Source organism: Terriglobus roseus DSM 18391 (genome assembly GCF_000265425.1).
GTDB lineage: Bacteria > Acidobacteriota > Terriglobia > Terriglobales > Acidobacteriaceae > Terriglobus > Terriglobus roseus.
Genome location: NC_018014.1, coordinates 2,615,970 through 2,628,353, shown reverse-complemented (window position 1 = coordinate 2,628,353; position 12,384 = coordinate 2,615,970). Strand labels below are relative to the sequence as shown.

Below are 12,384 nucleotides of genomic sequence, written 5' to 3'. Positions count from 1 at the left end.
GTAACCCTTTTAGAATCTGATTTTTGCGGATACCGCCTCCGCTAACTCCTTTAGAATCTAATTTTTGCAAAAATGCGGGGGGGGGAGGGTCCCAGGAACTAGTGCGTACTCCAGGTCTTGTCGCTCGAGTTACAAACCGTCTCCAGCGAACAATCCACGCACTTTGGCTTGCGAGCCTCGCAGATCTGGCGGCCATGATGGATCAGCCGGTGCGAGAAGTTGATCCACTCCGTCTGCGGAATGATCTGCATCAGGTCGCGCTCGACCTTCACGGGATCGTCGTTCAACGTGAGTTCCAGTCGTCGCGAGAGACGAAGAACATGCGTATCCACGACCACACCGGAAGCGATGCCATACCAACTGCCAAGCACCACGTTCGACGTCTTACGTGCCGCGCCCGGAATGCGCAGCATCTCGTCCATCGTCTGCGGAATCTGTCCGCCGAACTCTTCGGTAACAACCTTCGCCGCACCGACCAGCGACTTCGCCTTCATACGGAAGAACGACAGGGAACTGAGGATCGGCTGCAGCTCCTCAGGCGTCGCGTGTGCCATCGCCTTCGGCGTCGGATACGCGTGGAACAACGCGGGAGTCACCATGTTCACGCGGGCATCCGTGCACTGCGCCGAGAGGATCGTCGCAACCGTGAGCTCCCACGCGTTGCTGTGGTGTAGCGCGCATACCGCGTCCGGATAGGTCTTCGCCAGCGCATCGATGATCGCAGCAATGCGCTCCGGCGCCAGCGGCTTCTTCGTCCTGCCGACAGCCTTCTTCGTCGCAACAGGCTCCGACGCAGCAATCTGCCGCGCACGGATACCCTTCGCCGCTGCAGGCGAGACAGCTTTCTTCGCAGGCAGCGGCTTCGCCGGTTTGACGACCTTCGCCATTAGCCCAGGCGATCCAGCATGTCGGCAGGCGTGACGCGTACGCACGAGAAGATCGGGAAGTCCTTCAGCGTGTACATGCTGATCTCGGTCTCGCGGAGCTGCTGCACCAGGTCGACGAAGTCCTCAGGGAAGTTGGTCTCGAACGCGACCACAAACTCCTGATCGTCGATGCCGAACGAGTACGTCGTGTTCAGCTTCACGCGCGGGTAAGCAAGGCCAACGCGGATGTGCTCTTCCATCAGCCGGCGACGCTCTTCCAGCGACAGCAGATACCACGGACGCGTCTTCCAGAACGGATAAACGAAGATGTACTTGTGGCCGCCGGGACGGATCGCGCCGCGACCCTCGCCTTCGCTCTCGTCCTCGCGGTCGATCTGGTACTGCGAACGCTTCGTCATGGACAGGAAGCTGTGCGGCGTCTCCAGGTAGCCACCCAGCGGCGAAGCCAGCAGCTCGCTGCGCATGCGGTTCATCTCCTCAACGGAGTAGCAGATCGACCAGACGCACATGTCGACATCGCCGCGCGTTCCGACCGTCGAATAGGTCAGCGTCAGGAACTCGCCGGGCTTGTTCCACCGCTCGATCACCTCGATGAAGGCAGCCTTCATCGCAGCCTTCTCGGCTGCAGGCAGGCGCTTCCACTCGGGCAGGACCTTATAGAAGGAGAAGGCAACGATCTGCCGCTTCACCGGCGGTCCGCCATGAGCCGCGGGTGCAGCACCATAGCTGCTCGCGGGACGTCCGCCCGTGACTGCGGGCGCAGCCGTAACAGGTGTAACGGTGTGTGCGGCGTTGGTCGGGGTCTCGGGCGCGGTTACTGTCTCAGCCATACCTCCAAGGATATCAGCGGCCGCATGACAGCGCGTAGGCACGAGCCACATCCTTCACCGAAGCACAGGCCCACGCCGGGTATACTCACCGTGGCTCCCCAAACAAAATGACTGAAAAAATCATCGATTTTCTACTGCCATACGTCACGCACCTGATCTCAGCCATCGGCTACCCCGGCGTCGCGCTGCTCATGGCGATTGAATCCGCGTGCATTCCGCTTCCAAGCGAAATCATCATGCCCTTCGCAGGCTTCGTCGTCGACCAGGGCAAGATGAACCTCTACGCCGCCGCAACCGCCGGCGCACTCGGCTGCAACATCGGCTCGGTCATCGCCTACTGGATCGGCGCGCACGGCGGTCGTCCGCTGGTGGAGAAGTTCGGCCGCTACGTACTCATGAGCCGCAAGGACCTCGACCGCGTCGATCACTACTTCCAGAAGTACGGCGACATCACAGTCCTCATCGGCCGTCTGCTACCAGTCGTGCGCACCTTCATCGCACTACCCGCAGGCATCGCCCGCATGCCGCAGCTGCGCTTCCACATCTACACGTTCCTCGGTTCGTGGCCGTGGTGCTTTGCTCTGGCGTACGTCGGCATGAAGGCTGGCGCAAGCTGGAACGATCCGCACAGCCCGCTGAAGAAGATCCTGCACAAGGCCGATGCTGCCATCATCGCGCTCGTCCTCATCGGCATCGTCTGGTTCGTCTGGAGTCACCTGAAGAACCGCAACGAAGAGTCTGCAGCGTAATAGCGTCACAGGTGGACGCGCGGCACGTCAGAATGTGGAGCCAACAACCAGGCCTACCGCGCAGGCGGCAGCGGCGGAGCTTCTGAGGTGGCAACGACTCGAAACTTCGCGCTGATGTTTTTTGCGTCGACGTTGTGCGCTGGTTCCGTAAAAGCACAATATCCACGCGACGATTCGCCGCGCGCCCTGACTCCGTGTTGTTCCCGGCGATCGGGTGAAATTCGGCGTATCCCGCGATGGCAAAGTCTGCCGGCGAGATCAAGCTGCAGCGCATCAGCACTTCCGCAATTGCTGCGGCGCGAGCCGTCGACAGCTCCCAGTTGCTTCGGAACTGCGCTGTGTGGATGGGCCGATTGTCCGTGTGACCCTCCACGCGAAGCGCCCTTCGCGGTAACGACGCGGCGAGCTTGTTCAGGATCGGCTGAACCGATGGCTTCACCTCCGCAGAGCCTGAGTCAAAGAAGCCCGCGCTGTCGAGGGACAGCGTGATGCCGTCCTCGGCATCACGCATCTTGACCAGGTGCTGTTGCAACGCAGGCGCAATGGACGCTTCGATCGCCCTCTTCTCCGCGTCACCATCGCTTCGCTCGGTGCTGACTAAAGCGGTTTCGATAGGCAGTTCCAACGGCATCGGATCGCCGCTGGAGGTCCCGGCGCCTGGTGCAAGCGGCGGCGTTGCAGCGTGTGAATCGAAGATCGCCTTTTGTTGGAAAGCTGTCTGCATAGCGGCAGCCATCTTCGACGACTTTTTCTTGTCGCTGACGCTCGACGCAAACATGACCACGAAAAATGCGAAGAGCAATGTCAGCAGGTCCGCCCAGGAGACGAGCCAGCGCTCATGGTTGACGTGTTCCGCGTGCTTCTTCTTGCCCATCGCTACGTCTTCGCCTCCGCTCTGGGGTTCGTGAGGAATGTTTTAATTTGGTCTCGATCATCCGCGGATTCAGGCCTTCCAGGATGCTGATGACGCCTTCGAGCATCATTTCCTGCATCATGACGTGCTGTTTGTGGCGAATCTTCAGCTTGCCCGCTGCTGGGAGGCAGAACAGGTTTGCCAACGCAACGCCGTAGATGGTCGCTACGAAGGCGACCGCGATGCCTTTGCCGACCTCATCAATGTTGTCGAGGTGCTGCATGACTTGGATCAGTCCGAGCACAGCGCCGATGATGCCGACAGTTGGTGCGAAGGCGCCGGCTGACTCCAGCACCTGAGGGACCTTTTCGTCCATCTCACTCTTGTTGTCGATCTCGAGCTGCAGGATCTTGCGGACCTCGCCGGACTCCGTGCCATCCACTGCCAGCATCAAGCCCTGCTTCAGGAAGGGATCGTGCACACTTGCGAGATCGCCATCCAGCGAGACGATGCCGCTCTTACGCGCCTTGTTTGCGAACTCGACGAGCTGCTTTAGAACGGCCTCTTCGTCATGATCCTTGTGCAGGAAGACACCGAGGATGCCCTTGGCGGAGGCGAGCAAGACGTTCAGCGGAAACTGCACGCTGATGGCGCCGATTGTGCCGCCAATCACGATGATGGCTGCGGTCAGTTGTGTGATCTGGGCGATGCTGCCGCCCTCCATCATCATGGCGCCGAGGATGGCGACCAAGGCGATCACGATGCCACCGATGCTTGCGAGGTCCATGGTTCTCTCCGTGTCCTGGGCGGCTAGTCGTTGGAGTGAAGTTCGATTTCGTGGGCGATGCTGGCGGAGTTGTGCGCTGTGATAGCGCTTGCCGCTGACGGCCAGGCTTCTGAGAGCACCTGTGCGCGGTAGTGCAGCGTGCGTTTCAGCACGTCATCGCAGCTTTCGAGCACGACGAGTTTTTCGCCGGTGACGAGCGTCAGCGTTGTGTCAGGGATGGATTCTGCGTGTTTTATTAGGTCGCTGTTTACGAGTAGCTTGTGTCCGTTTAGGCGGGTCAGTTCGATCATGGCCTGTTTGCTCCACTGGCCTTATCGGCTGGTGGTTCAGGAGAATGAGGAAGTTAGTCGCGGACTGCGTGGAAGCGCAGGCGGACGTAGTCCGCCCACCATTGGCCGCTGTTGTCGCAGAGCATTGGCCTAAGTAAATCAGTGACTTCCGAGACTGCTGGCTCCCGGGCGGCTTCGGGCAGACGGGCCAGGACGCCGCTGCGGAAGGTGCGCAGCCACTCCTCCATGCCTGCTTTCACGAGGGTTGGGCGGGGTACGAGGGCCATGGTGACGATGCGGAATCCGTTGGATTCGAGCAGCGTGCGGTAGTCCATTTCGGAGGGATAAAACGATCCTCCGAGCTCTTCTGCGTCAAGATTGAATCGTCTCAGTACGGCGAGTAGTGCTGTTCGTATGGAAGCGATGTTTCCGAGGCCTCCCATCTCGGCGACGAAGCGTCCGCCGGGTTTGAGCGCGCGGTGGATTCCCTGGAGGACGCTTGTCTGGTCCGTGACCCAGTGGAGGGCAGCGTTGGAGAAGACGGCGTCGAACTCGCTCTGGAAGGGGAGTGAGCGCATGTCAGCTTCGACGGTCTTCAGGCCGCGCTCGCGGGCGGCAGCGAGCATGGATGTGTCGGCGTCGCAGCCGGTGACGTTTGCGCCGGTAGCTGCGATGCGTTCGGTTAACGCACCGTCGCCGCAACCGAGGTCGAGGATGGCTTCGCCTGGCTTTGCATCCAACATGGAGAGCACTTCACCGGCCAGGTTGGCGACGAAGCGGCCGTTGGCCGCATATCGGGCAGCGTCCCAGGTTTGCGTACGTTCTGTTTGCGTCGTGTGCTCGGTCTGTGGTGTGCTGGCCATGCGATTGATTGTTCGCTGCCGCGGGCGGTGTTGCAATGATCATAAGAACTTTGCACAGGGTCATAAGAGGGTACGGAACGACATGCCGAAGTCTGCACTGGAATTCGCTGAGAGTAACAAGGCGAATGCGCTCGCTGAGTTGAAGGATTTTCTGCGCATCCCATCGATCTCCACATTGCCGGAGCATACGGGTGATGTGCGTCGCGCTGCGCAGTTCGTTGCGGACGAGCTGAAGCGCATCGGGATGGAGAATGTCCGGCTGATCGAGACGCAGGGGCATCCGCTGGTTTATGCCGATCACCTACACGCTGCGGGTAAGCCGACGATCCTTTGCTACGGCCATTACGATGTGCAGCCGCCCGATCCGCTGGATGAGTGGCTGACGCCGCCCTTCGAACCGACGGAGCGCGATGGGAATATCTATGCGCGTGGCGCTGTGGATGACAAGGGCCAACTGTGGATGGAAGTGAAGGCTCTTGAGGCTCTGTTGCAGGCCGGACCGCTGCCGGTGAACATCCGCTTCCTGGCTGAGGGTGAGGAAGAGGTTGGTGGCGAGGGTATCGCTGCCTATCTGAAGGAACATCCCGAAGAGCTGAAGTGCGACGTTGCGCTGGTGTGCGACACGGAGCTGTTTGCGCCCGATCTGCCGACGCTGTGTGTCGGTCTGCGCGGCATGATCTACACGGAGATCGAGGTGCGCGGTGCCCGCACCGATCTGCACAGCGGCATGTATGGCGGCGCTGCGCCGAACCCATTCGTCGCGCTGTCGCAGGTGATTGCCAAGCTGAAGGACGAGGATGGCCGCATCCTGATTCCGGGTATCTATGACGGCATCGATGCGCCGACGGCGGCGGAGCTGGCGGCGTGGAAGTCGCTGCCGTTCGACGAAGAGCACTACCGCGAGACAGAGGTAGGCAGCAGCGTTCTGACGGGCGAACCCGGCTATTCGGTGCTGGAGCGGACGTGGGCCCGGCCGACTCTGGACGTGCACGGCATGCCCGGTGGCTTTACCAGTGCGGGTGCGAAGACGGTGATCCCGGCGAAGGCTTTGGCCAAGGTTTCGTTGCGGCTTGTGCCCGGTATGACACCTGCGGATACCTTCGAGAAGTTGAAGGGCTACGTGGCAAGCATCGCGCCGAAGGGAGTGTCCATCGAAGTCCGTATGATCCATTCTGGGGAACCGATCGTGGTCGGTACCGACAACCGCTTTGTTCAGGCTGCGACGGATGCGATGCGCGCAGTCTTTGCGAAGGAGACGGTGTTTGTGCGTGGCGGCGGGTCGATTCCGGTGGTGGGTGACTTTGCGCGGCAGTTGAAGGTGCCGACAGTCATGATGGGGTTTGGCCTGCCGGATGACAATCTGCACGCGCCAAATGAGAAGTTCAACCTAAGTAATTTTTACCGCGGGACGGAGTCGATTGTCCGGTTCTTCGCATTGTTGGGCGCATGATTCGTACGTATGTATTAGCCGGCGGCGAGAGTTCGCGCATGCAGCGCGAACCTGGTTCGCACGCAATTGATAAAGCATTACTGCGCATGGGCGACGAGACGTTGCTGGAGCGCGCTCTGCGCATTGTGCACGATGCTGTTCCCGGCAGTGACCCTGCCATTCTGTGTGGCACGCCGGAACGCTGCGAGCGCCTGAGCGCCTATGGCCGCACGGTGCCTGACGTGACCTGTGGTTGTGGTCCAGTGGGCGCGCTGGATGCGGCGCTGCAGGATGCGGAGGGTGCGGAGTATGTCTTGCTGCATCCGATCGATCTACCGCTGCTGCCGGCTTCGCTGCTAATCCGCTTTGTCGCAACTGCAATTGCCTCTGGCGCTGCGGTGGCACATATGGTGACGGAGGGTTTTGCGCAGCCGCTGCCGTTGCTGATCCGAGCCGATGCTCGCGAGGTAGTGCGGACCGCATTGAAGAATGGGGCGTTGAAGCTGCAGCCGGTGCTGCACGCCGTTGCGGATCATCCCTGCATGCTGGGGGAGGATGGCAAGTCGATCTGTACGTTTGAGGTCTCTTCGCTGGTGTCGCCGGTTACGGCTTCGCGCGCTTTCGTGAACGTGAATACGCCCGCTGATCTCGAGATTGCCCGTGATCTAGCGGGAGTTCCGACCGAAATGGCGGGAGGCGCATCGAATTAGCATGCCCGACGAGACACTTGAAGATCACAACAAGTTGCAGCAGCAGGACCAGGTGCTCGCCAACGAAGAATCTGCCACGCAGGACATACCGCTGACCGCCGACGAGCAGGCGACCGAGGAGATGCTGAACAAGCCTCTCGTCGATGAGGTCTCAGAGGATGTTGCGGAAGAGGTCGGCGACTTCTTCGAGCAGTCGAAGGAGCAGAACGAAGTCTCCCACGAGGACAGCCAGAAGCCTTACATCTCGTTCGAGCATGTGTTCAAGTCGTTTGGTGACTTCAAGGTGCTGGAGGATGTGAGCTTCTTTGTGAAGCCGGGCGAGACACTTTGCATTCTTGGGCGGTCGGGTGTGGGCAAGTCCGTGTCGCTGCAGATGCTGATGGGTTTTCTGAAGCCGGACAAGGGCAAGGTCTGCGTTGCCAACGAGGATATCTGCGCCTTCAACGAAAAAGAGATGCAGCCGATCCGCCGCAAGGTGACGATGGTGTTCCAGAACGGTGCGCTCTTCGATTCGATCTCGGTCGGCGAGAACGTCGCATTCCCGTTGCGGGAAAAGGGTGAGCTGGAAGAAGAACAGATACGCCAGGTGGTGAAGGGCCTGCTGGAGATGGTGGGTGTGGCCGGCATGGATGACCTGTTGCCGAGCGATCTTTCGACCGGCATGAAGCGTTCGGTTGCGATTGCGCGCGCGCTGGCTGCGCAGCCGGAGGCTGTGCTGTACGACGAGCCGACGACGATGGTGGATCCGTTGATGGCGCACCTGCTGGGCGACCTGATTGAGCGGTTGAAGCGGCAGTTGCACCTGACAAGCATTGTTGTGACGCATGACATGCGGTTTGCGAAGAAGCTGGCGGATCGGCTGCTGTTCCTGCATGAAGGGACTGCGCGGTTCTTCGGTACGCTGGCCGAATTGGAGAAGATCGACGATCCGATCCTGCGCGATTTTATGGCGCTGGATGAGTTGGTGCTGCCGCAGTAGAGCAGGGAGTAGGGAATAGGGATCCGTCTGCGGGTTATGCTGGGTGCACTCACTCTATGTGCGCCCGCTTTTCTTTGGGCCGAAGGACGACCTTCATGACCAGGCATTCTCGTTGGGCAGCGGCAGTCCTTGCCGTTGTGACTGTTGCTGTTCCTGTCTATGCGCAGGAAAAGGGCAATGCGCCCTCACGTCCGACGGACAGTAACATGATTCCGCAGACGTTTACGCCGCCGAAGGCTGCGGCGGTGATCGACGCGCCGAAGGTGGCGTTCGATTACGAGAAGCGCGTGGTCATGATTCCGATGCGGGACGGAACGAAGCTCTACACAGTGATCGTCGTTCCCAAGGGCGTGAAGAATGCGCCGATGCTGCTGACGCGCACCTGCTATAATGCCGCGGCACGCGCGCATGCTGCGCGTGATCCGAAGGCTGCATTGATGGCGGCTTCGACCGGGCGCAGTGCTGCTGCTCCTTTTCCCGCGCCTGGCCGTGGCGCCGTGAAGCCGGATGCGCCGCACATGATCGACGAGTTGAACCTGAGCGATGAAGTGTATGTGCGCGATGGATACATTCGCGTCTACCAGGATGTGCGCGGCAAGTATGGGTCGGAAGGTGCTTACCTGATGACGCCGCCTCCGGTGGGACCGTGGAATCCGACGGGTGCGGATGACACGATGGACGCGTATGACACGATCGACTGGCTGGTGAAAAACACGCCCGAGTCGAACGGCCGTGTGGGCATGACCGGATCTTCGTATGAGGGCTTCACGGTTGTGATGGCATTGCTGCATCCGCATCCTGCGTTGAAGGCTGCCGTGCCGGAGAGCCCGATGGTCGATGGATGGATGGGTGATGACTGGTTCCAGTACGGTGCGTTCCGTCAGCCGAATCTCGACTACTTCATCTCGCAGACGACGGCACGCGGTGCGGGTGTGCGTGTGTCGCGCGAAGGCCGCGATGAGTACACCAACTTCCTGAAGATGGGCTCTGCGGGCGACATGGCGCGGGCGATGGGCGAGGAGCAACTGCCGTTCTGGAAGATGGTGGAGGCGCATCCGGCGTACGACGCCTACTGGCAGTCGCAGGCACTGGACAAGCTGATCGCAAAGACCGACCTGACGGTGCCGACGATGTGGCTGCAGGGGCTGTGGGACCAGGAAGACATGTATGGAGCGAACCACAGCTATGCTGCGTGGGAGCCGAAGGATACGAACAACAACATGAACTTCCTGGTGATGGGACCGTGGTTTCACAGCCAGGTGAATCGGGAAGGGCACCAGCTTGGGCCTCTGATCTGGGATACCGATACGACGGCGACTTATCTGCAAAACGTTCAGTTGCCGTTCTTCAACCAATACCTGCGTGAGGGTGCGCCAAAGGCGGATACGCCGCCGGTTTATATCTACAACACGGGCGAAGATCACTGGGACAAGTTTGCAAAGTGGCCGCTGAGTTGTGAGAGCGGCTGCGATGCGACGGCGAAGCCGATGTACCTGCAGGCGGGTGGCAAGCTGGGCTTCGATGCACCAAAGAGCAGTGGTGAGAAGTTCGACGAATTTGTGTCGGACCCGGCGAAGCCTGTGCCGTTTTCTCCACGGCCGTATACGGGTGAGAACTGGCGGACGTGGCTGGTTACCGATCAGCGATTTGTCGATGGGCGTCCGGATGTGATGACTTACACGACCGACCTGTTGAAGGAGCCGGTGCGTGTGAGCGGTGTGCCGAAGGTGAACCTGGTGGCGTCGACGTCGGGCACCGATAGCGATTGGGTTGTGAAGTTGATCGATGTGTTTCCGGATGGACATGCCGAGGCGATGGGCGGCTATGAGTTACCGATTGCGCTGGATATCTTCCGCGGACGTTATCGCACGAGCTTTGAAAAGCCCGAGGCTCTGAAGTCGAACGAGGCGCTGACGTACAAGTGGGATATGCCGAATGTGAACCATGTCTTCCAGCCGGGTCACCGGATCATGGTGCAGGTGCAGAGTTCGCTGTTCCCGCTGTATGACCGGAATCCGCAGAAGTTTGTGCCGAACATCTTTAATGCGAAACCGGCGGACTACGAGCGGGCGACGCAGCGGATCTACCATGAGGGGCCCCGTGCCAGCTTCATCAGCCTGCCGGTGGTGCCGGTCACTGCGACGCCATAGCGGATGTTGAATGAAGCGGAAGGTAATGGGCCGGCTGCTTGCCGGCCCATTGCTTTTCCTGTTGAGGGGCGGCGCAAGTGGCTTTCTGTCAGTTGTTTAGAGGGAGAGGGGTGGTGGAGGCCTGGGCGCTCCTAAATTCATTTCAACTATCTGTTGACAATGATTACCTCATCGATATATTTTGGTGTTGAACACACCGAGGGACGCCTCAAACAGTGTATAACCGACGACCCAATCAAGGAGTTCAACCTATGCGCTCGATCCTCGCCGCCGCCGCTCTGCTCGTTGCCCCCGTCATGATGCCTGCACAGGCTCTGCATTCGAATGTTTCGCACCTGGTTGCGTCCGTCGATGCTCCCGCGTTTGCCTTCCAGGCGAGTGCTGTGAAGGCTGCCACGCCCCGCATCTACACCGGCCTGAAGGCGCCGGTACGTCTGAGCGCTCTGAAGGTTGCTGCATCGCCCGCCGTGTCTGGCGAGGTGGTTGTGGAGTACACGGTCGACACGGCCGGCGTACCGCAGAACGTCCATGTTGTGAAGTCGCTCGACAACGCAACGAACGAGCGTGTTGTGGAAGCTGTGAACAAGGTCCGCTACACCCCCGGTACGCTGAATGGCACTGCGGTTGACGTTCCTGTCACGCTGCACGTCGCAATCAACAACTAAGCATTCTTCATCACGCAGCACAGAGCAGACCCTTACGTCGGTGGGTCAGCTTTCGAAGGGCCGCCCAGTCGTGGGCGGCCCTTGTACGTTTGCGTTGCTTTCTGCCTGCGCGGCTTAGTGCGTTGTTGTGTGTAGCAGGGGCGAGACGTGCCTGGCATGGGCGAGGGTGAAGACCGGGCAGGGCGCGAGGATGACGACGCGGGAGGTCCTTCGCAGCGGGAGATGCGATGCGAAGCTGGAGCGCCGGTTGACTCCGAGGACGATGGCAGAGGCATGGACCTCGCGTGCGTATTCGACGATGGCCTTGCTGACGTCTTTGGCGAAGACGGCATGCGACGAGGGTTGTAGTGCTTCCTTGCCGGATGTTATCTGCAGATCGGCTAGCGCTGTCTGCATGATCTTTGCGACGATGTGGTTCTTTGTGTCGATGGATGACTTCGGCAGGACGTGGATTGCGTGAAGCGGCACCTGCTGCTGGTGCGAGAGGAATGCTGCGTAGGCCATGGACTCTTCGACTCCTTCATGGAAGTCGGTGGCATAGACGATGGGACCGGCGTCGAGTTCGGGCGATGGCGGTAGAAAGCCGGGGCCGACCGTCATGACGGGGCAGTCTGCGTTACGGATGATGGCTTCGGCGGTGGAGCCCATCAGGAGCCGGTCGAAGCCACGGCGACCCTGTGTTCCGACGACGACGAGGTCGGGGCTCTCCTCGCGAATGGCTTGAAGGACGACGGTGGTGATGTGGCCGTCGAGGAAGATGGGCTTTACTGCGACGGTGGGTGTTTGCAGTTGCTGCGCCAGGGACTCCAGTTCGTGGCGGCGTTGCAGACCGAGCAAGGCGAGCTCCTTGTCTGCATCGGGCCACTCGGAGAGGTCGTCGTGCTCCAGGATGTAGAGGAGGCTTAGCTGCGCACCGTGATGCAAGCAGAGGCGATGCGCCTGTTCGACGGCTTTGGCGGATGCGTCGGAGAAGTCAGTGCAAGCCAATACGCGCTTGAACTGAAGTGCGGGCGCCGCGAGGTTAACTGGAGAATGAGTCTCCGCAGAGAGAATACTTGGCTGCACGGAAATGGAACTCACGGTGCACCTCCACGTTGAACCTAGCTTCTTTGTGCGGGATGGCCTGTGATGCGCGTCACGCCCGCAGATGCTCTGCGTCACCGCGTCGAGGATGTGGGTGCGGGAAGCTGGATGCGCGGGGGCGAGCGATGAA

Annotated in this window: 13 protein-coding genes; 6 read left to right on the top strand and 7 right to left on the bottom strand. The window is 60.3% G+C overall.

The window, feature by feature from the left end; all coding sequences use genetic code 11:
• Positions 1-98: 98 nt before the first annotated feature.
• Together nth and TERRO_RS10875 are read right to left on the bottom strand one after the other, a co-directional pair.
• Entirely contained in the window at positions 99-887 is a 789-nt protein-coding gene (gene nth, locus TERRO_RS10880) for an endonuclease III (RefSeq protein WP_014786046.1), read from the bottom strand.
• Positions 887-1,717 (bottom strand): chlorite dismutase family protein, encoded by an 831-nt coding sequence (locus TERRO_RS10875; RefSeq protein ID WP_014786045.1) that lies wholly within the window; start codon positions 1,715-1,717, stop codon positions 887-889. The genes nth and TERRO_RS10875 overlap by 1 nt, the downstream gene beginning before the upstream one ends.
• Before the next feature lie 107 nt (positions 1,718-1,824).
• On the opposite strand from TERRO_RS10875, the gene TERRO_RS10870 reads away from it, so the two are divergent.
• Entirely contained in the window at positions 1,825-2,466 is a 642-nt protein-coding gene (locus tag TERRO_RS10870; protein WP_014786044.1) for a DedA family protein, read from the top strand.
• Here TERRO_RS10870 and TERRO_RS10865 read toward each other — a convergent pair.
• The 4 genes from TERRO_RS10865 to TERRO_RS10850 are packed head-to-tail and all read right to left on the bottom strand — an operon-like array spanning position 2,402 to position 5,238.
• Positions 2,402-3,340: a flagellar motor protein MotB gene (locus TERRO_RS10865; protein ID WP_014786043.1), complete on the bottom strand. Its 939-nt coding sequence runs from the start codon at positions 3,338-3,340 to the stop codon at positions 2,402-2,404. The genes TERRO_RS10870 and TERRO_RS10865 overlap by 65 nt on opposite strands.
• Positions 3,303-4,106, bottom strand: coding sequence for a flagellar motor protein (locus TERRO_RS10860; RefSeq protein WP_014786042.1), 804 nt, complete (start codon positions 4,104-4,106; stop codon positions 3,303-3,305). The genes TERRO_RS10865 and TERRO_RS10860 overlap by 38 nt, the downstream gene beginning before the upstream one ends.
• A gap of 23 nt (positions 4,107-4,129) precedes the next feature.
• The gene (locus tag TERRO_RS10855; protein ID WP_014786041.1) at positions 4,130-4,396 is read right to left on the bottom strand and encodes a flagellar FlbD family protein; all 267 of its coding nucleotides are present in this window, start codon (positions 4,394-4,396) and stop codon (positions 4,130-4,132) included.
• A gap of 53 nt (positions 4,397-4,449) precedes the next feature.
• Positions 4,450-5,238 carry a class I SAM-dependent methyltransferase gene (locus tag TERRO_RS10850; protein WP_014786040.1) on the bottom strand — a complete coding sequence of 263 codons (789 nt, stop codon included), beginning with the start codon at positions 5,236-5,238 and terminating at the stop codon, positions 4,450-4,452.
• Positions 5,239-5,320: 82 nt separating this feature from the next.
• Between TERRO_RS10850 and TERRO_RS10845 the strand changes: the two genes are divergently transcribed.
• The 5 genes from TERRO_RS10845 to TERRO_RS10825 all read left to right on the top strand — a co-directional run bounded on the left by TERRO_RS10845 (position 5,321) and on the right by TERRO_RS10825 (position 11,171).
• Positions 5,321-6,688, top strand: a complete 1,368-nt coding sequence (locus TERRO_RS10845; protein ID WP_014786039.1) for a dipeptidase — start codon at positions 5,321-5,323, stop codon at positions 6,686-6,688.
• Positions 6,685-7,377 carry a molybdenum cofactor guanylyltransferase gene (mobA, locus tag TERRO_RS10840; protein WP_014786038.1) on the top strand — a complete coding sequence of 231 codons (693 nt, stop codon included), beginning with the start codon at positions 6,685-6,687 and terminating at the stop codon, positions 7,375-7,377. Before TERRO_RS10845 ends, mobA begins: the two co-directional genes overlap by 4 nt.
• A gap of 1 nt (position 7,378) precedes the next feature.
• Positions 7,379-8,356 (top strand): ABC transporter ATP-binding protein, encoded by a 978-nt coding sequence (locus TERRO_RS10835; protein WP_014786037.1) that lies wholly within the window; start codon positions 7,379-7,381, stop codon positions 8,354-8,356.
• A gap of 95 nt (positions 8,357-8,451) precedes the next feature.
• A complete protein-coding gene (locus TERRO_RS10830; RefSeq protein ID WP_014786036.1) occupies positions 8,452-10,506 on the top strand; it encodes a CocE/NonD family hydrolase in 2,055 nt (684 codons plus the stop codon).
• 251 nt (positions 10,507-10,757) lie between these two features.
• Complete coding sequence (locus tag TERRO_RS10825) at positions 10,758-11,171, top strand: TonB family protein (protein ID WP_014786035.1); 414 nt, start codon at positions 10,758-10,760, stop codon at positions 11,169-11,171.
• A 114-nt stretch (positions 11,172-11,285) separates the two neighbouring features.
• Here the strand turns inward: TERRO_RS10825 and TERRO_RS10820 are convergent, their stop codons facing one another.
• Positions 11,286-12,251, bottom strand: coding sequence for a universal stress protein (locus TERRO_RS10820; protein ID WP_014786034.1), 966 nt, complete (start codon positions 12,249-12,251; stop codon positions 11,286-11,288).
• Positions 12,252-12,384: the final 133 nt, after the last annotated feature.